Source organism: Cyclobacterium lianum, assembly GCF_900143075.1.
GTDB lineage: Bacteria > Bacteroidota > Bacteroidia > Cytophagales > Cyclobacteriaceae > Cyclobacterium > Cyclobacterium lianum.
Genome location: NZ_FRCY01000007.1, coordinates 26917 through 53459 on the forward strand (window position 1 = coordinate 26917; position 26543 = coordinate 53459).

Sequence of the window (26543 nt, forward strand, 5' to 3'; positions counted from 1 at the left end):
TGCCTGTAACTTTGCTTTATGTTTTGGTTATTTTGAACCCGCTCTAATTGATGTTATTTTCAATATTTCTTTCATTCAGGTAGTTGTTCAATTCATCAAACTTCAAATTCTTTAATTCATTGTTCTCTCTGAGCTGGTCTATCATTGTTCTTAAGGAACGTTTATGTCTATCCTTCCCTACTATTCCATTAAACCACTCAATACCATTGAGATTAGGATCAGTTGACTTATTATTGGTGAATTTGATGATGCTTTCGAGTCCTGACTCTGGAATAATATCCCATGAAATACAAAGCATATTAATTGCGGTAAGTAGCTCCCGATTGAAGGGATGAATTGGTGCTTTGTCTTTGGATGCGGAAGAATTCCCATCCCCGGGTACATGATTCCCCTGTTCATGTATCAAAGGATTAAAAAGTGGAAGGGGGTCATGTTTGATAATATTAAGAAATTCGTTGGCACAATGAGTACCGACAAAAAAATATTTCGATTGAGCGTCATAATCTCCCCTGGGTCTATATGAAAAGATGTAGTATTTATCATCCAAAGACCCGCAACAGCCTTGTTTGTGTTGACCATTAAGAAGTTTCAAGTAGTTAACGGGTTGAATATAAAATTTTCGGTTGAGCTCTTCCTTTCTTTTTCTTGCTCTACAATTCATACCTGTGGCAATGGTTAACTGTGGGATTTAATTTAGTGCGGGAACGCAGGAAAACCAAAAACGGCTGGCCGGAGGCTGTGGAGCGCAGCGTAATGGACGAACGGCCAAGCCAGCCGGAGAGAGGAACGAACGGAGGCTTGCGAGCCGTCCTGCGAGTGGAGCAAGGGGGCCAGACCGGAAAGCTGTGAGGAACGAACAGCGGGGGATGGCTATGTGTGTAGTGGAATGCAGGGCTTTTGTATTTTGACTTTCGACAAAAGCCCGGAATGGAACGGAACTACACAAGAGCTGGCGTGATTTTTTGCTTTGAGCGTTGGGAAGGTATAAGCGATTGCCTGTGTGGTGGGATACCAAGCGTTGGTGCAAAAAGCATGACAGCCTGCAGCCCGCAGCGACCCGCAGGCGAGCAAAAACACGGGCAGCCGGTGGATGCGTTGCGGCTGAGCGGAACGAAGCGATAGCGGAGAGCAGAGAAGAGGCAAGAGCAGACAGAGTAGGCTGCCGTGAGGATGACAACCGAGTTGCAAGCAGCATGACAGGCTCGGAGCTTCAGCGGAGACCGTAAGGCAACACAGCTTATTTTTTGACCAATAAAAGACAAACACTTTCAAAAAATGGGCTGTGGTGGCCTGGCATGATGCTATGCCGAGGGCGAAAGACGAACACCGCTTTTCCTGCGTGGGGTTTGAGCGTTGGGAAAGGCAAGTGTGGCACGGTATGGAGTGCAGTGCAACGGAACGGAGTAACGGGCTACTCTTGCTGTGCGGTGCTGGAAGCTTGTGAGTGCAGCGAAGCGAAACGAACAGGCTGGAGGCACAAGGGTGTGGGGAGGTTCACCCGTAAATATCATCGAACCTTGAGTAATTTTTGTGTCCTTTCCCTCTATTGATCCTCCCTTGTTTTGTATTGTCAATACGTTTTTGAAGGAATATACATAACGACTCAAATTGTGTTTCGGGGATCTGATAAGCACTTGCCTTGAATTCCTTTTTGATGATGCCCCAAATGGCAGTATAATTCATTTTGGATTTGCCAACATCGCCTTCCTTGTATTCGTTATATCGATCAATCAAATGCTTGACATAGTTTTTCAATTCCGCTTTTTTACCAATGGCGCCATCAGCGAATTCCATCTTTGGTTTGCTTCGGGATTTATAGACAATTGTCTGTGCACTGATCGAATTGGCCACTGTAGAATTAGCCACATTGCCTTTGATATTGATGATATTTGATGTCTTTGCATTGGATTTGCTTTTAGCCTTAATCATCAGATAGGTCTTGATTTGTCTCACCTCCTCCTCACCAATGTCACCTTTTGTAACCTTAGAATGGCAAATCGGGCAAAGCATCAAAAGGTTTTCAGAAGCATTGTTTTCAGGATTTTCGTCAATGTGATGAATTTCAAAATGGTCAACATTTGAATCATCACAGATTGGACACTGGGAGTTAATCTCTTGTTGTAAAAGAGCTTTAGTTTTTTGGGGTATGGATTTTCGAGTTTTGGTCATAACGAATTCAATTTATATTCCAATCTCTCACCAATGTATGAACAGCGGGCGTACCCACCCTTCCAAGGTGTGAGATGTATCGTTGCCTAAGCTGTTGAATGAAAGGAGAATTTACCTTGAATTTTCTTGGTCTAATTTTTATTCGTTCCTGAAGGGTTTTCGAATTGATCTTGATAGAATCGGTTGTAAAATCAATGACACAACCCTTATTAAGATCATCTGATAATAGAGGCAGAGAAGGAAAAAAGTGAAGACTTTGCATGACCTGAAAGAAAATACTCTTTTTATTTTTCCTCACGTGATCCAGCTTAAGTATCTCTTCAAGTGAGTTGTGGGAAAACTTTAAAAGATCGAAGCTCAATTCCTTGTTGGTCTTTACTTTTTTTATGTCACATTCTGGGGTAATTATTATGCCAAACACATTGTCCTCTATTTCACAAATATCTCCTGTCATCAATGGAGCGTCAGGTTTAAGTTCAGAGTAGTGTAGTCGGCTGAACAGTTTAGATAATGACTTTTTCTTGTCATCCGAGTCATTTGTTTCAATTTGTCGATCACCTTCATTTTTTAATGCTTCAATTAAACCTGCGTTTTGAACCAAGGACTCAGAGAGTATCAACTGTAAAAGTTCTATGACAAAAAGTTCAGGATCAACTCCGTCACCTTGCGCTGATTTATAAATTTCTAATATCCAATCCTTTTCAGCCTCGGAAAGCTCTTTGAATATTTGCTGGATTGATTCATTAATTGCAACTGTCCATTTAAGAGGTAAGGATAGATTTTTATTAGATTCCTTCCATTCATCAATGCCTTGCAATATTTTCTTTTTGAATTCAGACACTCTATCCGTAGTGAAATTCTCATCCTTCTTTTCGATAATAATCCTATTGCCAAATTTCTCACGAAGAGCCTGACCGTAGGTTTCTTCTATATCCTTTTCTGAGAAGATATAAATGAGTGAATAAAAATTGTTGGTTAAAAGAAAGTCGTATGCAGCATCTTCTTTTTGTGCAGTTGTAATTGATATTTTTCCAGCCCCTAATTCCTCGGCAATGTCCTCAAAACTATCATCTTGGGAATATTGCCAATCTAAAACAACTGCGCTAAAGGTGCCAATTGATTGGACTGCCTTGCTGGCAAGCTCTAATGATTGAACACCTAGCACCGGAAGATCCGACCGTAAAGATTCAAATAAAGCTCTCTCAGGGCGGTTTTCTGAGTAGATATGATCGTCAGCAAATAAAACAACTCCTTCCATGCTACTTTTCTTCTTTTTTAAACTTAATGATGAAATTGGCTCCCTTTAGAATTCTTAAATTGGGGTTGGTTATGAGGGAAATTTCAGCATCAATCCTATCAAGTAACTCTTTGACGATGTATAGGCCCAATCCCCTGCCTTCAGATTTCTTTGTATAAAATTCTGTGAATATCAGATCTTCTATATCCTCTGGAATGCCAGGGCCAGTATCGGCAAAAATTACAGTGTTATCATCTTCATTAAAAACAATACTAATCTGTTTGTCCTTATCTGATAATTGCTCCAGCCAATAAATGGAGTTATCCATGAGGTTGAGGATGACTTGAAGAATTAGTCCTGTATTCGTCTTTACCACTATGTCCTTATTGGAATCTAGATTCACCTTGATCTTTCCTTCAAGCTCTTTCCTGAAATATTTGATAACCCTCTCGGTAACATTTCGGACGCTTACATCCTTGGTTACTTTTCTGGCCACCCGAAACAGTGGCTGGAGTACCTGCAACTCCTGGTACAGAAACTCTAAGTTTTCCTGAAGCTCTACTAAAAAATCCCTGAGTTCCTTGGATTGTATTTTCCCTTTATCAAAGCGATTGACAAAATCTTCAGTATTGACTTTCAACCTTTTCAAGAGTGACATGGTATCGTGGGTTGCCTTTTCGACAGCCATGCCGGTACCGGCCAATTCTTGGGTGATTTTCAAGTCCTCACGAACCTTTTGTATCAGATTGTTGGTGGCATTGAAGAATTTCTTAGAGCGGTCAATTAATTCTGCATCATCATATTCTAGCAGTTTCTTTTGAAGGGTGTTGTAACTTTCTTCATAAGATTTGCTGAGGGATTTTATTGCCTTCTGATTTTTTAATTCCTCCTTTTTGCGGTCAATGTCGACCTTTGTTTTCATGACTTTTAGAACGGTCTGAACTAGTGCTATAAAGTCGTCCTTAGCTCCATTGATATTCATCAAACCTTCTCTGTCAGCTGCATCACGGAGTTTTGGGTTCTCATCTTGAGTAATAAAAACAAAACCAAGAAGATCATTATATGTAAAATAATCACCTGCCTTCAACTCTCCCCTTGATTTACTTAGCTTGAGCCAATCATCACCAATCTCACCGTAAGGATATACCCTAATATTGTCTCGATATAAGTAAACTGAAGTTTCCTTCAGAAACTCAATCTCGTCTTTTGTCAATGCTGGATCACGTAAATCATAGGCATAGAAGAAAAACATAAAACCACCAATTTCCGGCTTACGGATTTCTACGATTTCCTTCTTATCGTATTTGAGAAATTGATCTCTATAGGCTTTTAAGCTCCTTATTCCAGATGATATAATGTCCAATTCATCTTCAAATAGATTAAATTGGATATTAACTGTCGATTTGTTATGCGTATAGATTGCATCTAAATTGCCATGGCTATCAAGCATTCCTTCAAAATAATAAGGTGCCAAATCAGAAATTTCATCAAACCTTTTATAAGTTTTTGGCGGTTTCCGGTGATCCCAGATAACTTCATATTGGAAGTCTTCTGGAATGCTTAGCCCAGGTAGCTTAGGCGGTTTCATTCTGAAAAAAGCCTTATCTAGTTTTATTAAATCCTCAAACTTCCAATCACTCCTAATATCAGAGATTCTGATAAGTGTACCTTGTTCTTTAGCATTAATGATTTTTTCAGGCTTATCGTTGACTTCCCATTTATTCAAAATCTCATGTAAATACTTGTCTTGATGTTCACTTTCCTTGAACTCATCATCTGCATAATCATGAAAGTCCAATGTCAATTTTACTTCACCAGTTGATTTAGTCTTACTGTAAACCTCAACATAATCCCCAAGCTTATAAATCGCAAAGCGACCAACTCCTTTATCCCCTTGCATTACCCGGCCCTTTTCAGTGAATCTTTTGTCACCAGCCTTTTTTTTGTTGAGTTTGTTTGGTGTAGCTGGCTTCATCCAGACATCCAGTATGGTATCGATATTCATACCATGTCCGTCATCCTCAATTTCTATTGTTGGCTTTGCAGAAGCACTAGGATTGTCAAAATTCAAAAATCTTACAATTACTTTCTCTGCATCAGCATCGTAGCTGTTCTTCACCAATTCAATTACTCCTACCCATTTATCACTGATAAGCTGGTCACCTAATACGCTAATCAGACGGGCATACGCCTGAAATGGGGTCTCACCTGACTTTATTATTGCCATATTACTTTCTTGCTATTAAAATGTACTCCTCAGGATAAACCAGTTTGCTATTCTTATTATCCAACTTTGAAAATCTACCAGACTTTTTATCTCGTATTGTAGGGATCAATTTGTTTGGAATAGAGCGCTTAATGATATCTACAATCTCAAAACCTTGCATGGTGAGGATTTCTGCAAAGACTTCAGATGATTTAATTTTCACATCCATCAATGTCGTATTACCGATCACAATACAAGCGTGACCTCCAGCCCGTAGTACCCGGAACATTTCCTTTCCTACTGAAAGCATATCGTTAAAATAATTAGCAACTTCTTTTGCTGTGCGCTTGTCCATTTCAAGCAGATTATTAACTATTTCCTGTCCTATAAATGATGGTGTACTAGTCTCTTGATTCAGAGAATAAAAAGTTCCGATGAACCCCTTTCTAAATCCGTACAGATCTGTTATATATTCATACCAATATCCCGTGAGTTGATGGATATCAGCGTACTCGTAGGAGGTGACATATGGGGGAGAAGTAATAATTGCTCCAACACTGTTTGAAGGTATGCTCGTATTTCTAGCATCTTCAAGTTTTATTTCACATTTTGTCGTGATAAAATGGCTGGTCTCAAGCTGTTCATAGAACTCTTTATTCTTCCTGGCCATTTGATTAACCTGGATGCGAAATGCTTTGAACGGATCAACAGGACTCTTTTTAGGGTCAACTTGGGGCTTAGTGCTTGATTGTAACCATTTTGAACAATTCTTTAGGATGTTTGACAGAGCTACAAGAAAGAAGTCTCTGATTGATGTATTTTGCTCTTCTAATACTTGTTGATATAAGAATGCTATCTTTTGCTTGTGTTCGGGAAAAAACCAATAATCGATTCTTTCATGAAGCTTGAGAGTTTTCGATTCAAAGCCACTGAATTTCTCGATTTTATTGAAGACTTTTTGGGTTGTACGTTGTAGCTCATCAGGGTGTATAGGAGTCGTCTTTGCCTGAGTAATCAAAATGGCTACAGGGTTAATATCTACTCCAATAGAAGCCCGGCCATGAACTTTGGCTTCTACAAGAGTGGTTCCGCATCCTGCAAAGAGATCCGCAACCAAATCATTCTGATCTGTGTAATCCTCTATAAGCTTTTTCACCAGATTCGGTAGAAATTTTGCAGGGTATCGATGATACCCATGTGTCCACTGTTCAGTTGAACGCACGTTTTTGAAGCACCATTCTGGGCTAACAGGGATTTCCTGGAACTTTCGTCTAATATCTGTGATAGGATTATGTATGGCAGTAGTCATTTTCGTTTCGTTGGATTTAATAAGTCACGGATATCAACGTTGAGTACTTTAGCAACCTGATGAAGGGTTTCGAGAGAGGGCTGAATCTCATTGGTACACCAACGGGATACTGTGGATTCACTTTTGCCCAACTGCTCTGACAGCCACTTGTTTGTTCGGTTTAGCTCTGCTAAAACTACTTTAAGACGATTTATTGCTATTTTGCTCATATTGATTAGCATCTCATGCAAATATATTGAGTTAAATGAAACCGCCAAGTAAATGCCAAATAATCTGCTCACACCCTCTTATCCTTCGCTTCCTTCTCAAAAGCAATCACGTTCATCATCTCCCTTAATCTGCTTCTAACCCGATTTCCATAGCAGTTTTCAATTTCGCTGGCAGAAAGGTTGGTGGTGGCGTGTGTGATCATGTGCCGGCTAATGAACATGTCGTAGCGACTCAAAAGAATCTCGGCCATCACATTTGTTTCATTTCCATAATACTTGATGTTGGATTCCACGCCCAAGTCATCAAAACAATAGGCTTTAGGGATCAGCTCTCCGCTTGTTTGCTGAAAAGCTGACTTAGAATATTTGTTGATAACTGGATAGCCGTCCTGTATGAATTCCAGGGTGATGTCACGAGCGGATTTGATAATGTACTGTTCTTTGGGTGCGAGCATGAAGCGAAGCAGGGTCATCAGGGAGGTTTTGCCACAACCGACCGGACCGGTCAGCAGGATGCCTTTGTGTAAGTCAATGCCGTGCTTTTCAGCATTGGGTTTGTCCTGGTAGAAGTAGACCAGAAGTTTGAATATAATCAAGTGGTCTTCCTTCCATATCCGGAATTTTGGACTGGTGTAGGCCTTGCCTGCTTTCTCCAGAAATTCAAGGCATTTGTCGAATTGGATGATGTTGCTTTGAACACTCTCTGAGCAATACTTAGAGTGGCTCGCCATAGTCTTTGCCGGTTCCTGAGTGGAGGTTTCCGGGTTTAGGACGTGGCTGATGGTTTCGCTGATCTTTTGCATAGGCATTGAATTTTTGAGCGTTCAGCATCCAGTTGCGGGCGGCTGCTTTCCAGTCTTTCATTTTGGAACGGCCACCTACCAGCCAGCCATTGCTCTGAAAGTAGTTGTAGAACTTCTCGGCCTCCAATGAAGGATATCCTTTTTCATCAAAGTAGATTTTGACATGTTCTTCCAGAGGTGGAATGTCCGGGCCATAGCCGGTCATTCTTTCTCTTTTAGCGGAACTTTTCTCTTTCTTCATTTCCGAATCATTTGAACTTGTCTCAAAATTTTTAGCTCGCTTACCCAAGTTTGTTTCGTTTTCATAGTTTAAAGGGTTTGTATTGTTTGTATAAGGTCTCACAGCTATTTCACTGCCTGTATCAGTACCCTTATCATCACCTTTATCAAAACTGTACAGGTAAATGAGGCTGCCCCGATGCGGATTGTATGACGGTTCATAACGGATATACCCGAATTGATCCAACTGTTTCAGGCACTTGGTGTAGGTGTTCACCGAACCGATTTTTGACAACCTCATCAACTCGTCCCGCGACACGGATATCGGGTTCTTGAAAAAGTTGAGGTTCCACCGCCTGAACAAGGCCATATACAGACTGATATGGTAGGGCGTGAGCCTGGTATCTGCATCCATCTGCTGGAACGCTGCGGAAAGGTGCCTGATGTAGTTCATGCCCGGCCATGTGCTTTACCTCAAGCGGTTCTGAAACTTATTGGACTGGAGCATGGACTGAATGTCGGTATAGTCATAGTAGATTACGCCCCCGATCTTGGTAAAAGGCAATGTGCCGTTCACCCGCAGGTTCTGCAAGGTGCCGGGTGAAATACCAAGGAGCTTGCGGACTTCATAGGATTTCAGCCATTTCTTGGTTGGCTGCCCGGAATGTTCTTTGAGTAGCCTTTTGAGATCTTCCAGGAGTTCGATCTTGAACTCACGAAGGTCGTCCGTGGTAATTACTTCTGCTGCCATATCTTAACAAATGTTGATTGAACAGCGAAGATGTTCCCGTTTAGTGGGTTTTATTCACAAGGCAAACCGAAGTTGGGAAAGATTTTATTCTATTTCTCATCAGCTTCATCCATTCTGCGGATAAGGCTTTCATGCAGGGAATCGAGGAATTTCGTCCTTCCTGTCTTTCTGATACGTATTTCGAGGAATGTGCGGTGGTATTGTCCTAAATCTACTCCAAATGTGTCTTCCATACATTTGGAAATTTCTTTCAAGTCTGCTCTGCCATGGTTAAAAACCCCACGGGCATGGAGGGCGTACATCAGCTCAATCAACGCTACTTTGGAGTCTGTCCATGTTATTTTCACCTTCGGTTCGACTTGTGATTTTCCGTTGTTTAAATCTGTCAAGCTCAGCTTGTTCAACTCATCTTCCAGATAGACATTGAGCAAGTCATTTGCGAGAATGTTAGAAACCTTGAAATCGTGGCTGGTGGAGAAATTGGGATCTGTCTCGAAAAAGAAAGAATCAAGGGTTAACCTGATATCCTGTTTGCCCCGGACAAAATATTTGTGGTCGAGGTAATTGCTATTGGTTCGATAATAGCGATAAAATTCCAGGTTGTTATCGAAATACCGTTTGAGTTTGTCAAGCTCATTTTGATAATACTTTCTTCTGACCTTGATGCCGCCATGTGGCTTATTCGTCTCTATATTGAATACGCTGAGATGGTAAATGAGCCTGCTAACGAATTTTGGCTTAATTTCTTTGAAAAAGTAGATTTCATCGCCTTGTAAACGCAATCGATCACCCTTCAAATCATCTCTCAACTGATTAATTGCCTGAAGGGCTATTTGAAAGCTTTGCTCTGATTTTTTGAGAATGCTGTCCTCTTCCAGATCAATCATTCGAAGCTTATCCTCTAATTCTTCATATTTAATAAATACTCCTCCAAATTTGAATTATAGAAAGTTTCTTATTTCGCATAGTATCTTAATAAAATCCCCTTCCACAGCGGAAGGGGGTATGGCCTCAGCTTATCATCTTCCTTTTCAGCAATTGCGCATTAATGGCCACAATGACCGTACTCAGGCTCATGAATACTGCACCTATTGCAGGACTGATCACCAGACCTGGAATAAAGCCTGTGGCCAGCGGCAATGCAATCGCGTTGTAGCCGGTAGCCCAAGCGAGGTTCTGGATCATTTTGTTGTAAGTGGCCCTGCCAAACAGTACCAGGTTGGCAATGTCTTTTGGGTTGCTGTTGACCAATATGATATCGGCTGTCTCGGCAGCCACATCGGTACCGGAACCTACAGCAATGCCCACATTGGCTTGTGCCAATGCAGGGGCATCATTTACCCCATCACCCGTCATAGCCACAAAGTGGCCTTCCTTCTGAAGCTTCTTGATAATCTCTACTTTTTGGTGTGGAAGCACCTCGCTATAGTAGCCATCCAGCCCAAGTTTATCGCTTACTGCTTTGGCCGTTTTCTCATTGTCACCAGTGGCCATATACAGTTTCATACCTTTTTCCCGAAGCGTTTCGATGGCCTTGGAGCTTTCTTCCCTGATCTTATCCGACAGGGCAATGAACCCAATAAGTTTTTCTTCCCTGAGGGCAAACACTATGGTTTCAGCTGCATCAGAGCCAGCTTTTTCTGGTATCTCTATTTTGTTTTCCTTCAGGTACCTTGGGCTGACCACCTTCCAGCTTTTCCCATCGATCTTGCCCTGAATACCCTTGGCCGTCAGCGATTCAAAATTTTCTACCTTTTTCAGTTTTAGTTTTGCCTCTTTCGCTGCTTTCACAATTCCCTGCGCTATGGGATGCTCCGATTGCTGTTCTAGCGAAGCGACAAATGACAAAAGCTCCTCTTTGGCTATGTCATCCGACAGACTCTCATGGCGGGAAACCCCAAACTTTCCTTCGGTCAGTGTCCCGGTTTTGTCAAATACCATTGCGGTAATCTTCCTGGCATTTTCAAAAGCGGTACGGTTACGGATCAGCAAGCCTTTGCTTGCGGAAACAGCCGTAGAAATGGCTACCACGAGTGGAATAGCCAAACCCAGTGCGTGTGGACATGAAATGACCATGACGGTCACCATCCGCTCCAGGGCAAAGTCCAACGGTTTGCCCAGACTGATCCAGGTTACTAGTGTAATCGTGCCGGCACCAATGGCAATGAACGTGAGCCATCTAGCGGCAATGTTGGCCAGATTTTGGGTTTTGGATTTGGCTTTCTGAGCCTCTTCCACCAAGGTGATCACTTTGTTTAGGTAGCTCTCTTTGCCGGTTTTGGACACCTTTACCTTGATGGATTGACTGCCATTCACCGATCCGCCAATTACCTGGTCTCCTTTGGATTTTTTCACCGGCTTGCTTTCACCGGTGAGCATGCTTTCGTCCAGATGACTTTCTCCATCCACCACTGTGCCGTCCGCAGGTATTTTCTCATTGGCTTTTATTAGGATGATGTCTTCTTTTTTCAGTTCATCCACTTTGATGTCCTTGATTTGGTCTCCATGTACCAGGTGCGCTTCGGAAGGCATCATTTGCACCAGCAATTCAAGTGCCCTTGATGCTCCCATTACCGATTTCATTTCGATCCAGTGCCCCAGCAGCATGATGACAATCAGTGTGACCAGCTCCCAGAAGAAGTCCATCCCTTCCAAACCAAACACCACGGCCGAGCTGTACACGTAAGCCACGGTTATGGCCACTGCAATCAAGGTCATCATGCCGGGGTTTTTGTCTTTCAGCTCGTCCCAAAGTCCTTTGAGAAAAGGCCAGCCCCCATAAAAGAAGACAATAGTGGAAAGCCCAAAAAGGACGTACTGATCACCAAAAAAGGTCAGCTCAAATCCCAGTAATTGTTGGATCATGTGAGACAATGCAAGGATTGGCACAGTGAGCACCAGAGATATCCAAAAACGCTTTTTGAAATCTTCGATCATCATGGCATGATGGTCGTGGTGTCCTTGCTGATGGTCTGATTTGCTGATGGTTTGATGATCTGATGATTGGTTCCTTTGGTGATCCTCGTGTGTATGATGCTTGTGATGTTCGTGATTATGCTTTTCCATGAGTAAAAATTTTAGTGGTTAATCTGTTTTAAATGGAAGGGAAACACTTAGCTTTTCCCATGACATGCGGATAGCGCCCGAACCCTCTCTTTTGTCTTCAATGGTATAAGTAAGCCGCTCGGCAAGGGGCATTCCTGTTTCAGGAGTTACTTCTATCCTGATGACATCCTCTGCCTGATCGTAATCATCAGCCAGGTGCTGCTCCCAGTTTTTGTTCAGGATCAATGTCCAGCGTTCCTGCTTGGGAATGGTAAAGAAGGCATATTTGCCTTTGGGGATGGTCGTACCTTCTATCTCGATTGCTTTGGAAAACTCCACGCTTGTGGCACTGTGGGCACCTGTTACCCAAACTTCGCCATATGGTACCAAACCTCCCCAGATAACCCTGTCCCGAACTGCTGGGGAATGGTAATACACAGAAATATGGGCATCACCTACATTGCCATGCGCTTCTTGAGGGATACTCTTTTTTGAATTATCGGGTTGTGTGGCGGATGCAGCTTCAGGCTGATGGTGTTCGTGACCATCGTGACCGCTTTTTTTGTTTTGGCAAGATGCGATCAGCAATGCCAGCGCAAGAGTGTAAATCAGTTTTTTCATCATTTATTCTTTTTAAGTTTTGAAGTGGTTTTTAAGAAAGTTTTAGAGGATACTGCGTAAAGTGTAAAGCCTGAAAGCACTGTAAAAAGGCCAAAGACTGAAAATGCCCTGAGCAGCCAATTGTTAAAGTTGTCCCGCCCGGCATAATCCATGGTGTGAAACATCCAGAGAAAATCGAACCAACGCCAACTGTTGTGCCTTACCCGCTCAAAGCGGCCATTGGAGGCATCAATGTACGCTACCAGTTTTTCGGGATGATCAAAGTGGACAGCCCAGGCTGGTAGCGGCCTGCCACGGTATTCATGATGGTTGTCGGTTTCAGTAATCCATTCTGTTTTCAGGATTTCCAGGTTTTTTACGAGATGGTTCTGTGCGATTTCGGCCGCCTCCGTTTCGGTTATGCCCTTTTTGATTTGCCCGGTCAGGGCATTGTAAAGCAGACTATCGTTGACCCAATAATGCGGTTGGTGATTGATGTAGCGAAGCTCAAGGGATGAAATACCAATCGTTGAATCCAATTGTGCCGGACTGATCAGGTTCCGGGGTGAATGGGTCGTGACATGCTCATGGTGGAACTGGTCTCCATGGATTTCGTCAATATCCGTCCAACTGAAATAGAGGCCGCTGACCGTCCACCCAATAAACTGAATGCCTATAAAAATCCCCAGATACCGGTGTGTTTTTCGGATGTAGTAGTTTCTGTTTCGTTTCATTTTTGGGTAGATTTATCTGCTCGACTTAAGAACCATTTTTCACCTGCAAAAACTATTAGCATCACAGATGCAGAAACAATAAGAACCAAAAGGTCAGATGATGCCTTGATCCATAAGAAAGCTGCCAATACGATGAAATCCAACACCATCGCTGTGAGTACAATTGTTCCATTGGCTTTCACCTCTTTCCTCAAATACTTATATACACCCCAATGAATAATGATGTCCATCACCAAATAAAAAATGGCTCCTATGGAAGCAATTCTGGACAGATCAAAGAAAATAGTCAGGATGATAGCGATAAACACCACATACACCAACATATGCTTCTGTATTCGGCCTGACATGCCCAAATGACTATGTGGAATAAGTTCCATATCTGTAAGCATAGCCGTCATACGAGAGACTGCAAAAATGCTGGCAATCACTCCCGAAATAGTAGCTATTATGGCAATAGCAACAGTAAAATGAAGACCAAAATCTCCAAAAGCAGGTCTGGCAGCTTCAGCAAGGGAGTAATCTTTGGCTTGAATAATTTCAGAGATTGTAAGGCTTGAGTTTACAGCGAAAGCAACCAGAAAATACACCACTGTGCATATCAACAAAGAAATAATAATAGACAGGCCAACATTTTTTTGAGGTTCTGTAATTTCGCCACCACTATTAGTTATTGTAGTGAATCCTTTGTAGGCCAAAATGGAAAGTGCTAAAGCCCCAATATAACTGGTTGCTGAATAATCAGTGTTTTTGATGGCTTTTGGTATCAACCCTTCCAGAGAAAAACCCACTGCCCAGAGAGCTCCTATGGCAAAAATCAGAATTCCGATAATTTTGATAAATGACATGAACTGTGATGACTTTCCTATCAGCTTGTTGCCAGATATGTTAATCAAAAAAGCGCTAACCAAAAGAGCAACACCCAATATGGGAATCCAAAGTTCCTTGTTTTCAACTTCGAACAGTTGTAGGGTATAAGAGCCAAAAGTTCTGGCAACCAGGCTTTCGTTGATTACCATGGATAGTGCCATTAATAATGATGCAGAAGCTGTTATTGTTGATTTACCATAAGCTTTTTTCAAAATCATGGCTATCCCCCCAGCCGAAGGATACGTATTTGAAACTTTGATGTAGGAGTAAGCACTAAATGCTGAAATGAGAGCTCCCAAAACGAAAATGTAAGGAAACCAGGTCCCTGACAGTTCAGCCACCTGGCCCAATAATGCAAAGATTCCTGCACCGATCATTACACCAGTGCCTAAAGCAATTGATCCTAATAAACTTAAACTTCCTTTTTTATAACTTTCTTCCATAACTTCCTAATTAAAACATGACAGATAATCCGCCCCCTGCTCCGAAGCGGTTGTCATAGCTTGTCATCAGTGAAAAATTCTTAGAAAGCATGTATTGTGCACCGGCACTCCATACAATTTCTTCTTTGTAATTTTGGCCGGCCTCCAGACCGTTTACCAATCCTGCATCAATTTGATATTCGTAATAGCCAAAAATTGATAACTTCGGAAATATCATCAGCGATCGACCGATTCCAATTCTAGGCCGAAGCTCATTATCTATCCTTAGGTCAACATTGAACATATAAGGTGTAAACCACCGGATACCAGCCACGGCAATTGTCTTCATATCATCCAAACTATTCCTGGTGGTATTCTCAACATTAATACCTCCAAAAACCCTCAAATAATCGTACAGATAATACTCATAAGAAAATTCAGCTTCCAGGTTCTGATTCCATCCGTATTCCATTGATAAATTGAATTGATTGCGAATGTTTGAAGTGGTCAGATTGACTGTTGTATTATGTGAGGCAACATCTGCCATTCCCCAACTATAGAAGCGGTTGGTTTCGTGAATCAGTTTGGAAATTGGAAAGGGTTTCATTCTAGGGTCTTCCGGTGTATCATAGCTGACTACCCGTGCCATACCACCCATCATATGATAGAGAATATGACAATGAAAGAACCAATCCCCATATTCGTTCCCGTAAAACTCAATGGTTACTTTTTGCATGGGGGGCACATTCACCGTGTGCTTCAGGGGTGAGTAATCACCGCTTTCGTTGATGACACGGAAAAAATGACCATGCAGGTGCATGGGATGGTGCATCATCGTCAGGTTGTTAAGGGTGATTCGGGTAATTTGCCCCTCTTTGATTTTTATTTTATCGGTTTCAGATAGGGGAATACCATTCATGCTCCAGATGTAGCGGTTCATATTCCCAGTAAGATTGAGGAGGATTTCATTGACTGGAACATCCTTACCATAAACCGTTTTTTCAGGTGATTTCAGATAATTGTAATTGAATTCTGAAAACATGTCCATGTTTTCCATCCCGGGCATTTCAGCCATGGGAGCACTTGGCGGATCCATTTTGGAGTTTTTATCATCAGACATATCCATTGAGGAATGATCCATTTGGGAGACCTCTTCCTTATTTCCGGCCATATTCATACCCGGCATATCATTATCCGGGTTTTTGTCGCCTTTCATTTGCATTCCCCAGTTCTCCATCATTTTTTGGGGATCGTCCTTTTTAGGATTAAATTTTAGGGCAGGAGCCCCCATGCGCATGTCCATTTTTGCCATTTGCATCATCATCCCTATTTTATCAGGGCGGGGAACATCTTCGGCTGCTAAAACTTCACCTTGGCCCAAAAAAGCAGAGGCTGTTCCCGAACCATCCTGAGCGGTGGCCCGAAATTCCATCTTTCCACTTTCCGGAATACTTACAATAAAATCGTAGGTCTCCGCAATGGCAATAAATGTTTTATTGCGCTTGACCGGCTCAACATTTAGTCCATCGGCCGCAACTAAGGTCGGCATTTCACCACCAAACGTCATCCAAAACGAGGTAGAAGCTGCCCCGTTAATAATTCTAAGCCTAACCTTTTCTCCGGGTTTGAAATTGGAATATTCCTGAACTTGTTCACCATTAACTAAAAAGGCCGGGTAATATATATCGGCAATGTCTGCACTTTCCATTCTCTGCCTCCAGAAATTTAACTGTGCTCCCATTGCACCTCTGGCAATAACGCGGTTGAGGGGTGTGGCCGTACCTTTTCGCCAGTTGTACCATTCGGTTCCTCGTTTCAGAAAACGGAGTACGTTCATAGGCTTTTCATTCGTCCAGTCCGAAAGTATTATAACGAGCTCTTTGTCATAGGCCAGGTTTTCTTTTCTAGGATGGATGACGATAGAGCCAAAAACACCACTCTGCTCTTGCAGCATGGTATGTGAATGATACCAATAGGTACCGGCTTGTTTCAGGGGAAATTCGTACTTCTGTGTTTCCCCAGGAGCGATGGGCGGAGTGGTAAGGTAAGGGACCCCGTCATAAAAATTGGGCAACAGCAATCCGTGCCAGTGAATGGATGTCTCTTCATCCATTTCGTTTTTTACGTAGATTACGGCAAATTCACCTTCAGTAAAAGTAAGTGTGGGTCCCGGGATACTGCCATTAATGGCCATTCCCATTACTTCCTTGCCTGCCCTGTTCACTGCCAGCTCATTTATGGAAATGGCGTACTCTCTTACAGGAAGATTATCAGTGTTGCCTTCGACTGATTTTTGAGTGAGGTTTTGCGCATTAGTTAGCCCTGATAATAAAAAAGACAAGGCAAATGCGAAAATTGCTACAATTATATTAGGGAATTTTTTCATTATCTGATGTTTAATGTTCATGCTCCAGTTCCAAAAAATCACCTTGCGGTCCTACACCTTCTATGTGTACTAATTGTGCTCCGTAATGTCCTGCCTGTGCCACAGCATAAGCTGCACCCAATAACACCACTGCCACAATAGCCATTGCCCACCTTTTCGATTTGAAAATGAATAGGTTGATTCCTTGCAATAGCAGGCCGATAAACCCAAGATTGATCGTCCAGTCAGCCCAGAAGTCGTGTTGTTCCAATACGAGCCTGGCATGTTCAGTGAGGCCGTGCGTATGCGGATGGAAGTTTCTGCCGGCCAAGTACGCAGCTACAAAACCTACCAGCACCAGGGCAAAGGCTGTCCACGCCAATTCCTTTTTGATGAAATAGATGTTGACGACCGCCAGAATGGCCCCCACAATCAGTAATACGATAGCGAAATGGACAATCAGTGGATGGATTGTGGGGAAATCTGCCAAATCAGCCGTGACCTTTTTTTCGTGGTGTGCATCTTTCTCATGCGCATCGTGGCTCACTGCCTCACTGGTATGTTCATGTTCACTTTGATCTGCCTCGCTGGTGGGGGTGGTCATCACAGTATCCGCTTGTTGGGCGGTGCTGTCTTGTTTGCTTTTGTGGCCGTCATGGGCCAATGCGGTTGCTGAAGTGAAAAGTACCAATACAACTGCTTTTAGAATGTTTTTCATTGTCAATTTCATAGATTTGGGGTTACAGGATTGTTTTTAGTTTTTCTTTAATGCGTTGTAATTGGCCTCTGATTCAAAGTAGGCAACTGCACCTTGTTGGTTAGTCACTACTATAAATGCTTCTGATTTATCTACAGGATTACCACTATAGGGGTCAATCGCGATCCTTGCGCTTTCCAGGTTGTTAAGCTTATCCACGCACATTTCACAGCAACCATAATAGGTTTTGCCATTGACCGGTACCGGGATTTGCGGCTTGCCCATGTAGGCGTCATTCACCATGCATACCAGGCTTGGTTCAACGGGTCGCTCAAATTCATCCTGGATATAGCTGACAGAAGGCTTTAGCTGCTGATAGTTAATCCAGTACACCAATGCTGTGGCTGTCACTACTAATGCCGCAATGGTCAGGTAGGCATAGACCAGATTCCGGGTAGATGTCTTAGGGTTGTCCTTGTTGCTTTTCTTCTTCATGACTTTTCCGTTTGGTGCCTGATGGAAGAGTGGCGGCAAGATTGTATGCATGACAACCTACACAAGGGCCACTCTCCAACAGGGCTTTACTTTTTTACTTATCTTCCTCTTTTTTCATTTCCTTTTCCAAGAAGAAACAGTGTGTAGCACACGCATGAAGCTTATAGTTTTTGTGTACTGTGCCTTTCTTGTGACCTTCCGGATCCAGAATCTCGCATTTATCCCCTATCGTTTTGGTGCTCAGGATGAAGACTCCATCGTTGTTGTAATAGCGGCCATCTTTTTTGGCTTTGCCTAGGGAATTACCTTCGGCATCATACACTTTACCATTTTTGATAAAGCCCAGTTTTTGACCCTGATTGTTAAAGACTATGTCTTCTTTACTGATGTACCCGAGCTTGGTGCCCTGGTCATCCGATACCTCACCTTTTGAATTGATGTGTATTAGGCGTTGTTCCTACTTGCTACTTGGTTGTGCCAAGAGCCCATGTGCTGCCAGCAGCATTCCTCCAAGGAATGCGATGCTGAAAATGATGTTCTTTTTCATTTCTCATTGTGTTTGTGCCTGGTGTCAGGATCGGGCTTAACCATATGAGTTGACCCAATCCATAGCACTAGGACTTGTGTTAGTTTATTGTCTCTTTTACACTCCCGCATTTCAGCATTTGGTCACCGAAGTAGGGATTGCGGATTTCCTTTTCGTTGGATAGCCAATAGCCTCCGGTGTTGCCGTTGGCCATGGGGCAGTATTCCAGATAGAGTTCTCCCATGCTGATATCAGCTCCCTTCACCAAGGTGGCCATCTCATTGCTTAAGGCGGTAAAAGCCTTTCGCTGGTTTTCCAGCGAACCTGCCTGCGCAACATTGGCCGCCTCTGTATGGACTTTATCACTTCCTTTGATATTGTGAAGGGCCTTCACCAAAGATTCAGAAGCAGATTTTGCTTTATGAAAATCAGACGCCACCAAAGCATTCTTCAAATGGATGTAGTGTGTGTAGGAAGAACCCAGTGCCTTGTCTTTAAACATTGGTTCCATCTTTTCACTGCTTGCTTGTGCACCATGCGCTGCATGGTCGTGTTGTGCGGTTGCTCCCCAGCTTACTAAAGCCAGGTATAGCATGATCATTGTTTTTTTCATTTTTCTATTTGTTTAAAGGTTAAATACTTGAATCAGGGCTAAACCAGTGACCAGAAGAATGACTACTCCCCAGACCATCCGGCTGACCCATTTTTTTATTGTTGAAGGAGCTTTTTCATCTCCGGTTTTACAGCAACTTTTCATCTCTTAATGGTTATGTCCACTGGCTGCTTGCTTGGCAGGCCCTCCATCCTCAAAGACTTTTTGACCTTTGAGATACGTCTCTTTTACTTCCCCACAGGAAAGCATAGCCTCACCGAAATAGGGGTTGAGAATCTCTTCCGTTTCACTGAGCCAAAATGCGCCCTTATTGTCAAATGCCATCGGGCAGAAATCTTTGTACACTTTGTCCTTTTCCAGTCCGAAAGATTCGGTCATCTCCAGCATATTTTCAGAAAGCATTGAGAAGTGTTGCCGCAGGCCATCCAGGCTTTCTTCAGCCTGCATCATTTTAGTTGCTTCTGAAAACTTCTGTTTCAAAGCCATCCAGTGATCGTGTGCCTGGCCTTTCAGCCCGGCCATGTCAATCTGGTCCAAAGCTGCCTCCAACTGTTCCAATGCGGATTGTGTAGCCTTTGGATCATCAGCGACCAAACCATTCTTTACTTTGAAATAAGCATCGGCCAGCGCTGTGATTTGTTCCCTGAAAGCCTGTGGTACGTCCATGGTTTTCACATCCGGACGCATGAGCATACTGTAGTTTCCGGAAAGTTGTGCAGCCGCATCGATGGCAAATACTCCATTGGTCACTATCTCTTCACCCGCTTCCAGTCCGGCTTCCACCAGCCACATTTCGCCCATACGTGGGCCAATGGTGATTTCACGCATTTCGTAGGTAGGGAATTCTGTGTCGGGTACCTTGACATATACAATGGAGCGTTTGCCCGACCAGAGCAAAGCGGTACGGGGTATGGCCAGGGATGATTGTCCTTGTCGAAGTGTGGTTTTAACCTGTGCATTGACAAACATTTCAGGCCGTAGTTCCCCACTTCTGTTATAAGCTTCTGCACGAACAGAAGCCGCCCGTGTATTTGGATTAATCACCGGGTCTATGTAAGTGACCTTTGCTGTGAATGTTTGTCCGGGGATCCCGGCAGCCGTAAAGCTCACTTCATCACCAATCTTCACAAACGGAAGGTCTGTTTCATATGCATCGATCATGATCCACACCCTGCTCAAATCCACAACATCAAACAGTATGGATCCGGTGTTTACATAATCGCCTACTGCAATGTTTCGCTGGGTTACGATCCCGCTTTTATCTGAAAGCACATCAAACTGATCCCTAACTTTTCCTGTTTTTTCTATCTCATCGATTTGGTTTTCATTGAGTTTCCACAACCTTAACTTTTCACGTGCAGCAGTGTAGAGCTGGGGGTAGATCTCTTTAGTGGAGGCAGCTTCCAGCAATTCCTTTTGGGCTGTAACTAACTCCGGTGAATAAATGGTGGCCAATCGCTCACCGGTTCTTACCACCTGCCCGGTGAAGTTTACAAAGAGCTGCTCTATTCGTCCGGGAAATTTGGCCGTCACGGAAGCGAGCTGGCGTTCATCCGCTTTCACTTTGCCTGTGAGGAAAAGTTCCCCCTCTGGGGAAACTCCCGTCACCCTTGAGGTATGGATATTGGCCATAGCCACTGCTTGGGGGGTCATTTCATGTATCATCGGATTGGCATCTGCTGCCGATCTTTTGGATGATGCCGGTATCAGGTCCATTCCGCAAATCGGACAGCTTCCCGGTTCCGAGAGCCTGATTTGTGGGTGCATGGAACATGTCCATATCTGGCCGTCTTCCGACAGCTCGTGCTGATGAAATTCTTCATCTTGGTGGTCTGAAGATGGTTTTATCCACCATCCCATCAGTCCTCCCAGCACTACTGCCATTAGTATGATAAGGAGGACTTTTTTGTTTTTAAATATTTCTTTCATTGTCTTAAATGTTAAAATGTCAGTTGAGATTGGAGGCAGCCAGGTTTTCAAGCACTGCCAGCGTAGTATATTGATCTACAATTGCAGTGATCCATCGGAGTTGATAGTCGAGCAACTGTTGTTGTACCCTAAGGACTTCTTCAAATTCCCTTCCCTCTGTCGAATATGAAATCATCAGGAGATTTAAGGTTTGTCTGGCCAAGTCGGTCTGTTCCCTGTATAAGCGTACCCTTCTTTGGGCGTCATCCAAGGTGCGCATGGCACTAGCCCATTCTGTAGAAAGCTGGTTGACCGTATTTTCCCTTCTTTGCTGCACAGCGGTTTGCCTCAACTCTGCTTCTTTTTGCAGGGCATTGTATTTTTTTCTATAAATTGGGATGGATAAGCGTACCATTGGCATCACCATATCATCACCGCCCATGGGCGTTCCGTTTTCGGTTCGTGGGCTAAAAGGCATGTAGGTAACTCCAGCCCCCAGCATGGGCCTTCCTTCAAGTTTGGCTATTCTTTTTTGTGCTTCATAAGCCTCCTCTTCCGCATCCAGCATCTTCAGCATGGGATTGTTTTGGGTAATGCTGTCCAATAGTGCCAACCGCGCTATGTTTAAGGGAAAGTCATCCAATGTGTCAGATATGGTCACTTTATCATTGATGTCCCGATTGAGCAGCTGGTTGAATTCAGCCTGCAAGGGAAATCTGGAATCCAATAGCAATGCCAGCGTGTTTTCCAATTCTTTGATTTCCATCCTTACTCTAAGCACATCGCTCATTCCTGATCCGCCACCCCCCATTGAGGGAGAAGTGGAAGATGTACTCCTGCCTGCTGTAGATGCGCCTTTTGCACCAGGATTCGTACCACTGCCCATATTGCCCATTCCACCGGAAGATGATGATCCGGATTCTTCCTTCATTGATGCATTCCTTTGCATACCTCCTGAACCGGAACTTGTACCGGCACTTTGAAAACGTATCAATGCCAACCTTTCATATTGGTTCAGGATATCCAGGTTCTCCTGAACAATCCTGATTTCTTCTTCAAGCTCGTAAAGCCGGTACCAGGTGTTTTTTACTTGAAAAACCAGTCGATTTTGGACATCCTGGAATAATTCAAACCGGGCGAGGGCCATTTTACTGGCCTCATCTTTTCTGGCACCCAGGGTGCCAAACCAGGGGAACATTTGCATCAATTGGAGCTGTGCCCTTTGGTTTCCCATGGGGAACTCCATTGGCCTCAGGAAAAAGCCCATATCCAGTTCAGGATCGGGTAAAGAGCCTACCTGTGGCACACGCTCCAGGGCTGCGCTATAATCATTGAAGTAGGCTTTCAGCTCAGGATTATTCTCTGCGGCAATCCGAAGGTATTCTTCCAGACTTTGTGAAAGTCCGGGAACCTGTACCCCCAGACAGAAAAGCGCTATTATTACTAATTTTCTCATGTCTTCTTTTTTATGATTCCGAAAATACTTCAGGATTGTTCCTTAACCTTCTTTCTGCCCACCAGCTATAAAGCACAGGAACAATCAAAAGTGTGATCAATGCTACTACCATTCCCCCGAACGATGGTATCGCCATGGGAATCATGATATCTGAACCCCTGCCTGAAGAAGTGAGTACAGGTAGCAGCGCCAGCAGGGTTGTGGCAGTGGTCATCAGACATGGCCTTACCCTTTTCATACCCGCCTCCAAAACTGCTTTTCGTACCTCTTTGATATTTTCCGGGCTGTGCTTTTCAAAGCTTTGTTTGAGGTAGGTGGCCACCACCACACCATCATCAGTGGCAATCCCGAACAAGGCAATAAAGCCAACCCAGACCGCCACACTCAGGTTGTAGGTTTTCATCTGGAACAATTCCCGCATGTTGGTACCAAAGACTGAAAAGTCGAAAAACCAGCCCTGCCCGTAGAACCAGAGCATCATAAAACCTCCTGCAAAGGCCATTGCGATGGCAGTGAAAACCATCATACTGGTAGCCACAGATTTAAATTGGAAGTACAGGATGAGGAAAATGGCTATCAAACACAGGGGGACTACAATGGCCAGACGTTTTTCTGCGCGGATTTGGTTTTCATAACTGCCCGAAAAAACGTATCGTACCCCGGCCGGAACTGTCAATTCTCCCGAATCTATTTTTTCCTTAAGATACCGCTGGGCATCCTCCACTACCGTCACCTCTGCAAATCCCGCTTTTTTGTCCAACAGCACGTACCCAACCAGAAAACTGTTTTCCCCACGGATCATTTCAGGGCCTGGACGGTAAGTAATATTGGCCAATTGCCCCAGTGGAATGTATGATCCTGTGGGGGTTGGTACCTGCATGGTTTCTATGGAAGAAGGATCATCCCTCCATTCCCGGGCATATCGTACCCTGATAGGGAAACGCTCCCTTCCTTCAACGGTGGTGCTGATTTGCATACCGCCAATGGCTGTTTCCACATAGTCCTGAACATCTCTGATACTTAGACCATATCTCGCAATCTGAATGCGGTCAATATCAATTTCCAAATATGGTTTCCCAACGATACGATCAGCAAAGACAGCCTCCGTCTTAACAGAAGGAACTTCTTTCAGGTATTTTTCCAGTTGCAGTCCAAACCCTTCAATAGTTGCGAGATCCGGCCCATAGACCTTTATACCCATAGGTGCCCGCATTCCGGTTTGCAACATGACCAACCTGGTTTCAATCGGCTGCAGCTTTGGAGATGAAGTTACTCCCGGAATATTGACCACCCCTACAATTTCATTCCATATATCATCCGGGGATTTAATATGGTCACGCCATTGACGGAAATACTCACCATCTGAATCAGGAATGAGCATCCCGACATCTATTTGCTCTGGAGACATGGTTTCATGGTTGTATAGCTCTCCGTTCTTCAGTTCAAAATGCCCATCTCTGTTTACTTTGAAGCGAAGTTTGGTCCCATTGATATCAGAAACATATTCACTTTTATAGCTGATGGTATTTTCAAACATGGAAATGGGAGCAGGGTCAATTGCCGTTTCTGCCCGACCGGCCTTACCTACTACCATCTCTACTTCGGGAATAGCGGTTACCAGCATATCCAGCTTTTGCAATACTTCCCTGTTTTCTTCCACACCTGCATGAGGCATAGATGTTGGCATTAGCAGGAAGGTTCCCTCATCTAGTGAAGGCATAAATTCCTTGCCCATGCCGGGGAAAGTTGCTGTCATCGCTGACCAACCGGAACTTTCTCTTATATCCCAACCTAATTTCTCCGTTGCTTTTGGAATGATACCAAATACTTTATCGAAACCCATCCATATATTGGCTCCAATTAAAAGAATGATGGCGGGAAGTGTTAAAAACAGCGCTTTGTGATCAAGGCACCACATCAGAATTCGGGGATACAGGCGGATGAACAAGCCAAAGCCCCCCAGTACCACAGCTATAATGGATGCAATAAAAAGGAAGTTGACCAGCAAACTATTGGAAACCCCCAAAGGAACCCATTCGACAGTCAGCAGCCAGGCTACCATGGCTACGGTAAAACCGACAAGCATCAGGTTCCGGTGTTTTCCGAATTTTTCCGGGAAATGGTGTAATAACACATTGATTACCCCAAAGCCAAAGAGCACCCATCCTGCCCAGTGCCATACCGTAAATGCTACAATTGGACCTATTATTACCAAAAGGTAGTTGAAATATTGCCCAAATCGGCCCTTACCTTTTTTCATTGAAAAAATCCAATGGGCAAAAGCAGGCATAATGATGAGTGTAAAAATCAGCGCTGACACCAATGCAAAGGTCTTTGTATAGGCCAATGGCCCGAAAAGTTTTCCCTCTGCTGCCTGAAGTGTAAAGACAGGTAAAAAACTAACAATGGTGGTGGCTACTGCTGTCAGGATTGCGGAAGCCACCTCAGTGGTGGCGTCATAGACTGTTTTCAGTTTGGATTGGCCTTCAGGAGCTTCGTCCATGTGGCGGAGTATGTTTTCATTGAGAATAATTCCCAGGTCAACCATGGTACCTATGGCAATGGCTATACCTGACAAAGCTACAATGTTGGCATCTACTCCAACGTATTTCATGAAAATGAAACACATCAACACCGCCAGAGGCAACAAAGCGGAAATGAGAATAGAGGCCCTCAGGTTATACAACATCACAATAATGACGATGATCGTAATGAGTATCTGTAAGCTTATTGCCTCGTAAAGTGTACCCAGGGTTTCGTAAATCAAGCCGGTACGGTCATAAAAGGGAACAATAGTAACCTTTGATACCGTACCGTCTTCCAGGGTTTTAGTGGGCAAACCCACGGCTATCTTTTCAATTTCTTCCTTTAAACTATTAATGATTTTAAGCGGATTGTCACCATATCGGGCGATTACCACTCCACCAACAGCTTCGGCACCTGATTTGTCTAGTAAGCCGCTCATATTTCTTGGTTGAGGGCCGATATTGACCTTCGCAATATCTTTGATGCGAAGCGGCACATTATCCGTGACTTTAACTACTGCCTCATCCAAGTCACTTAATGTTTTGACATAACCGAGACCTCTGACGAAATAATCCACCCGGTTGATCTCAATGGTATTGGCACCTACATCGATGTTGCTGTTCCTTACCGCCTGCATCACATCCATGAGGGAAACCCCATGAGCCTTGAGGGCAGCAGGATCGACATCTACCTGATATTCCTTGACATACCCACCTACAGAAGCTACTTCGGCCACTCCTTCCACACTGGTAAGGGCATAGCGGATGTAATAGTCCTGAATAGTGCGCAGTTCGTGTAAGTCCCATCCTCCGGTAGGGTTTCCGTCCTTGTCCCTGCCTTCCAGCGTGTACCAATACACCTGGCCTAAGGCGGTGGCATCAGGGCCTAATTTGGGCTGGACACCAACGGGTAAAAGTCCACTTGGTAAAGAGTTAAGTTTTTCCAGTACACGTGAACGGCTCCAGTAAAACTCTATATCTTCATTGAAGATGATATAAATACTGGAAAAGCCGAAGGCTGAACTACTTCGAACGCTTTTTACACCGGGCAAGCCAAGTAGGGAAGTGGTAAGCGGGTAGGTGATCTGATCTTCCACATCTTGCGGGGAACGACCCATCCATTCAGTGAAAACGATTTGCTGGTTTTCTCCAATATCCGGGATGGCATCAACCGGAACCGGGTCACGTGGGAGGAAACTTGCCTCCCAGTTAAAAGGAGCAGTGACTATGCCCCAGGCTACAATGAGTAGCAATACGAGAACGGTAACGAGCTTATTCTCGAGAAAGAATTTGATTATGGAATTGAGCATTTTTCATTCAATTTTCTTTAAAACTGGATTGACTTGAGCGCATACAAATGCATGCACTTGTGGCGCAGCATAATGCT

Annotated in this window: 24 protein-coding genes; 2 read left to right on the forward strand and 22 right to left on the reverse strand. The window is 43.7% G+C overall.

The annotated features are described in order from the left end of the window. Positions 1-43: 43 nt before the first annotated feature. Entirely contained in the window at positions 44-661 is a 618-nt protein-coding gene (locus BUB19_RS12715) for a hypothetical protein (protein ID WP_073094947.1), read from the reverse strand. 20 nt (positions 662-681) lie between these two features. On the opposite strand from BUB19_RS12715, the gene BUB19_RS24190 reads away from it, so the two are divergent. Both BUB19_RS24190 and BUB19_RS12720 read left to right on the forward strand, forming a co-directional pair. After that, entirely contained in the window at positions 682-849 is a 168-nt protein-coding gene (locus BUB19_RS24190) for a hypothetical protein (protein ID WP_178371493.1), read from the forward strand. A 149-nt stretch (positions 850-998) separates the two neighbouring features. Next, the gene (locus BUB19_RS12720; RefSeq protein WP_143156026.1) at positions 999-1226 is read left to right on the forward strand and encodes a hypothetical protein; all 228 of its coding nucleotides are present in this window, start codon (positions 999-1001) and stop codon (positions 1224-1226) included. Between the two features lie 268 nt (positions 1227-1494). Here the strand turns inward: BUB19_RS12720 and BUB19_RS12725 are convergent, their stop codons facing one another. The 21 genes from BUB19_RS12725 to BUB19_RS12825 all read right to left on the reverse strand — a co-directional run bounded on the left by BUB19_RS12725 (position 1495) and on the right by BUB19_RS12825 (position 26466). Continuing rightward, positions 1495-2169 (reverse strand): HNH endonuclease signature motif containing protein, encoded by a 675-nt coding sequence (locus tag BUB19_RS12725; RefSeq protein WP_073094949.1) that lies wholly within the window; start codon positions 2167-2169, stop codon positions 1495-1497. Between the two features lie 7 nt (positions 2170-2176). Then, positions 2177-3427 carry a hypothetical protein gene (locus BUB19_RS12730; RefSeq protein ID WP_073094950.1) on the reverse strand — a complete coding sequence of 417 codons (1251 nt, stop codon included), beginning with the start codon at positions 3425-3427 and terminating at the stop codon, positions 2177-2179. A gap of 1 nt (position 3428) precedes the next feature. After that, positions 3429-5633 (reverse strand): sensor histidine kinase, encoded by a 2205-nt coding sequence (locus BUB19_RS12735; protein WP_073094951.1) that lies wholly within the window; start codon positions 5631-5633, stop codon positions 3429-3431. A 1-nt stretch (position 5634) separates the two neighbouring features. Then, positions 5635-6921: a DNA methyltransferase gene (locus BUB19_RS12740; protein WP_073094952.1), complete on the reverse strand. Its 1287-nt coding sequence runs from the start codon at positions 6919-6921 to the stop codon at positions 5635-5637. Beyond that, on the reverse strand, positions 6918-7142 hold the full coding sequence (locus tag BUB19_RS12745) for a helix-turn-helix transcriptional regulator (RefSeq protein ID WP_317041589.1): 225 nt from the start codon (positions 7140-7142) through the stop codon (positions 6918-6920). The genes BUB19_RS12740 and BUB19_RS12745 overlap by 4 nt, the downstream gene beginning before the upstream one ends. A gap of 56 nt (positions 7143-7198) precedes the next feature. Further along, on the reverse strand, positions 7199-7861 hold the full coding sequence (locus tag BUB19_RS12750) for an AAA family ATPase (RefSeq protein WP_073094953.1): 663 nt from the start codon (positions 7859-7861) through the stop codon (positions 7199-7201). Next, positions 7845-8606: a hypothetical protein gene (locus BUB19_RS12755; RefSeq protein ID WP_073094954.1), complete on the reverse strand. Its 762-nt coding sequence runs from the start codon at positions 8604-8606 to the stop codon at positions 7845-7847. The genes BUB19_RS12750 and BUB19_RS12755 overlap by 17 nt, the downstream gene beginning before the upstream one ends. 15 nt (positions 8607-8621) lie before the next feature. Next, positions 8622-8903, reverse strand: coding sequence for a helix-turn-helix domain-containing protein (locus BUB19_RS12760; RefSeq protein ID WP_073094955.1), 282 nt, complete (start codon positions 8901-8903; stop codon positions 8622-8624). 89 nt (positions 8904-8992) lie between these two features. Then, on the reverse strand, positions 8993-9790 hold the full coding sequence (locus BUB19_RS12765; protein WP_073094956.1) for an RteC domain-containing protein: 798 nt from the start codon (positions 9788-9790) through the stop codon (positions 8993-8995). A 124-nt stretch (positions 9791-9914) separates the two neighbouring features. Next, the gene (locus tag BUB19_RS12770; protein WP_073094957.1) at positions 9915-11969 is read right to left on the reverse strand and encodes a copper-translocating P-type ATPase; all 2055 of its coding nucleotides are present in this window, start codon (positions 11967-11969) and stop codon (positions 9915-9917) included. Positions 11970-11987: 18 nt separating this feature from the next. After that, positions 11988-12572 (reverse strand): DUF2911 domain-containing protein, encoded by a 585-nt coding sequence (locus BUB19_RS12775; RefSeq protein WP_245802847.1) that lies wholly within the window; start codon positions 12570-12572, stop codon positions 11988-11990. Next, entirely contained in the window at positions 12569-13282 is a 714-nt protein-coding gene (locus BUB19_RS12780) for a PepSY domain-containing protein (protein ID WP_073094958.1), read from the reverse strand. Before BUB19_RS12780 ends, BUB19_RS12775 begins: the two co-directional genes overlap by 4 nt. Then, positions 13279-14592: an APC family permease gene (locus tag BUB19_RS12785; RefSeq protein WP_073094959.1), complete on the reverse strand. Its 1314-nt coding sequence runs from the start codon at positions 14590-14592 to the stop codon at positions 13279-13281. Before BUB19_RS12785 ends, BUB19_RS12780 begins: the two co-directional genes overlap by 4 nt. Before the next feature lie 10 nt (positions 14593-14602). Next, on the reverse strand, positions 14603-16957 hold the full coding sequence (locus BUB19_RS12790; RefSeq protein ID WP_073095124.1) for a multicopper oxidase domain-containing protein: 2355 nt from the start codon (positions 16955-16957) through the stop codon (positions 14603-14605). Between the two features lie 10 nt (positions 16958-16967). After that, a complete protein-coding gene (locus tag BUB19_RS12795) occupies positions 16968-17654 on the reverse strand; it encodes a DUF2231 domain-containing protein (RefSeq protein ID WP_073094960.1) in 687 nt (228 codons plus the stop codon). Positions 17655-17690: 36 nt separating this feature from the next. Further along, complete coding sequence (locus BUB19_RS12800) at positions 17691-18128, reverse strand: hypothetical protein (RefSeq protein ID WP_073095126.1); 438 nt, start codon at positions 18126-18128, stop codon at positions 17691-17693. Between the two features lie 94 nt (positions 18129-18222). Further along, positions 18223-18573 carry a 5-fold beta-flower protein gene (locus BUB19_RS24780; protein ID WP_394333881.1) on the reverse strand — a complete coding sequence of 117 codons (351 nt, stop codon included), beginning with the start codon at positions 18571-18573 and terminating at the stop codon, positions 18223-18225. 181 nt (positions 18574-18754) lie between these two features. Beyond that, positions 18755-19267, reverse strand: a complete 513-nt coding sequence (locus tag BUB19_RS12810; RefSeq protein WP_073094962.1) for a DUF3347 domain-containing protein — start codon at positions 19265-19267, stop codon at positions 18755-18757. A 147-nt stretch (positions 19268-19414) separates the two neighbouring features. Next, the gene (locus BUB19_RS12815; RefSeq protein ID WP_073094963.1) at positions 19415-21196 is read right to left on the reverse strand and encodes an efflux RND transporter periplasmic adaptor subunit; all 1782 of its coding nucleotides are present in this window, start codon (positions 21194-21196) and stop codon (positions 19415-19417) included. A 19-nt stretch (positions 21197-21215) separates the two neighbouring features. Next, entirely contained in the window at positions 21216-22631 is a 1416-nt protein-coding gene (locus BUB19_RS12820) for a TolC family protein (protein ID WP_073094964.1), read from the reverse strand. Positions 22632-22641: 10 nt separating this feature from the next. Next, the gene (locus tag BUB19_RS12825) at positions 22642-26466 is read right to left on the reverse strand and encodes an efflux RND transporter permease subunit (protein ID WP_073094965.1); all 3825 of its coding nucleotides are present in this window, start codon (positions 26464-26466) and stop codon (positions 22642-22644) included. Positions 26467-26543: the final 77 nt, after the last annotated feature.

What these genes read in the sequence shown, in the direction of transcription:
- BUB19_RS12715 (WP_073094947.1), bottom strand. Translation starts at nt 661, where the DNA reads ATGAATTGTAGAGCAAGAAAAAGAAAGGAAGAGCTCAACCGAAAATTT.
- BUB19_RS12725 (WP_073094949.1), bottom strand. Translation starts at nt 2,169, where the DNA reads ATGACCAAAACTCGAAAATCCATACCCCAAAAAACTAAAGCTCTTTTA.
- BUB19_RS12730 (WP_073094950.1), bottom strand. Translation starts at nt 3,427, where the DNA reads ATGGAAGGAGTTGTTTTATTTGCTGACGATCATATCTACTCAGAAAAC.
- BUB19_RS12735 (WP_073094951.1), bottom strand. Translation starts at nt 5,633, where the DNA reads ATGGCAATAATAAAGTCAGGTGAGACCCCATTTCAGGCGTATGCCCGT.
- BUB19_RS12740 (WP_073094952.1), bottom strand. Translation starts at nt 6,921, where the DNA reads ATGACTACTGCCATACATAATCCTATCACAGATATTAGACGAAAGTTC.
- BUB19_RS12745 (WP_317041589.1), bottom strand. Translation starts at nt 7,142, where the DNA reads ATGCTAATCAATATGAGCAAAATAGCAATAAATCGTCTTAAAGTAGTT.
- BUB19_RS12750 (WP_073094953.1), bottom strand. Translation starts at nt 7,861, where the DNA reads ATGGCGAGCCACTCTAAGTATTGCTCAGAGAGTGTTCAAAGCAACATC.
- BUB19_RS12755 (WP_073094954.1), bottom strand. Translation starts at nt 8,606, where the DNA reads ATGAACTACATCAGGCACCTTTCCGCAGCGTTCCAGCAGATGGATGCA.
- BUB19_RS12760 (WP_073094955.1), bottom strand. Translation starts at nt 8,903, where the DNA reads ATGGCAGCAGAAGTAATTACCACGGACGACCTTCGTGAGTTCAAGATC.
- BUB19_RS12765 (WP_073094956.1), bottom strand. Translation starts at nt 9,790, where the DNA reads ATGATTGATCTGGAAGAGGACAGCATTCTCAAAAAATCAGAGCAAAGC.
- BUB19_RS12770 (WP_073094957.1), bottom strand. Translation starts at nt 11,969, where the DNA reads ATGGAAAAGCATAATCACGAACATCACAAGCATCATACACACGAGGAT.
- BUB19_RS12775 (WP_245802847.1), bottom strand. Translation starts at nt 12,572, where the DNA reads ATGATGAAAAAACTGATTTACACTCTTGCGCTGGCATTGCTGATCGCA.
- BUB19_RS12780 (WP_073094958.1), bottom strand. Translation starts at nt 13,282, where the DNA reads ATGAAACGAAACAGAAACTACTACATCCGAAAAACACACCGGTATCTG.
- BUB19_RS12785 (WP_073094959.1), bottom strand. Translation starts at nt 14,592, where the DNA reads ATGGAAGAAAGTTATAAAAAAGGAAGTTTAAGTTTATTAGGATCAATT.
- BUB19_RS12790 (WP_073095124.1), bottom strand. Translation starts at nt 16,957, where the DNA reads ATGAAAAAATTCCCTAATATAATTGTAGCAATTTTCGCATTTGCCTTG.
- BUB19_RS12795 (WP_073094960.1), bottom strand. Translation starts at nt 17,654, where the DNA reads ATGAAAAACATTCTAAAAGCAGTTGTATTGGTACTTTTCACTTCAGCA.
- BUB19_RS12800 (WP_073095126.1), bottom strand. Translation starts at nt 18,128, where the DNA reads ATGAAGAAGAAAAGCAACAAGGACAACCCTAAGACATCTACCCGGAAT.
- BUB19_RS12810 (WP_073094962.1), bottom strand. Translation starts at nt 19,267, where the DNA reads ATGAAAAAAACAATGATCATGCTATACCTGGCTTTAGTAAGCTGGGGA.
- BUB19_RS12815 (WP_073094963.1), bottom strand. Translation starts at nt 21,196, where the DNA reads ATGAAAGAAATATTTAAAAACAAAAAAGTCCTCCTTATCATACTAATG.
- BUB19_RS12820 (WP_073094964.1), bottom strand. Translation starts at nt 22,631, where the DNA reads ATGAGAAAATTAGTAATAATAGCGCTTTTCTGTCTGGGGGTACAGGTT.
- BUB19_RS12825 (WP_073094965.1), bottom strand. Translation starts at nt 26,466, where the DNA reads ATGCTCAATTCCATAATCAAATTCTTTCTCGAGAATAAGCTCGTTACC.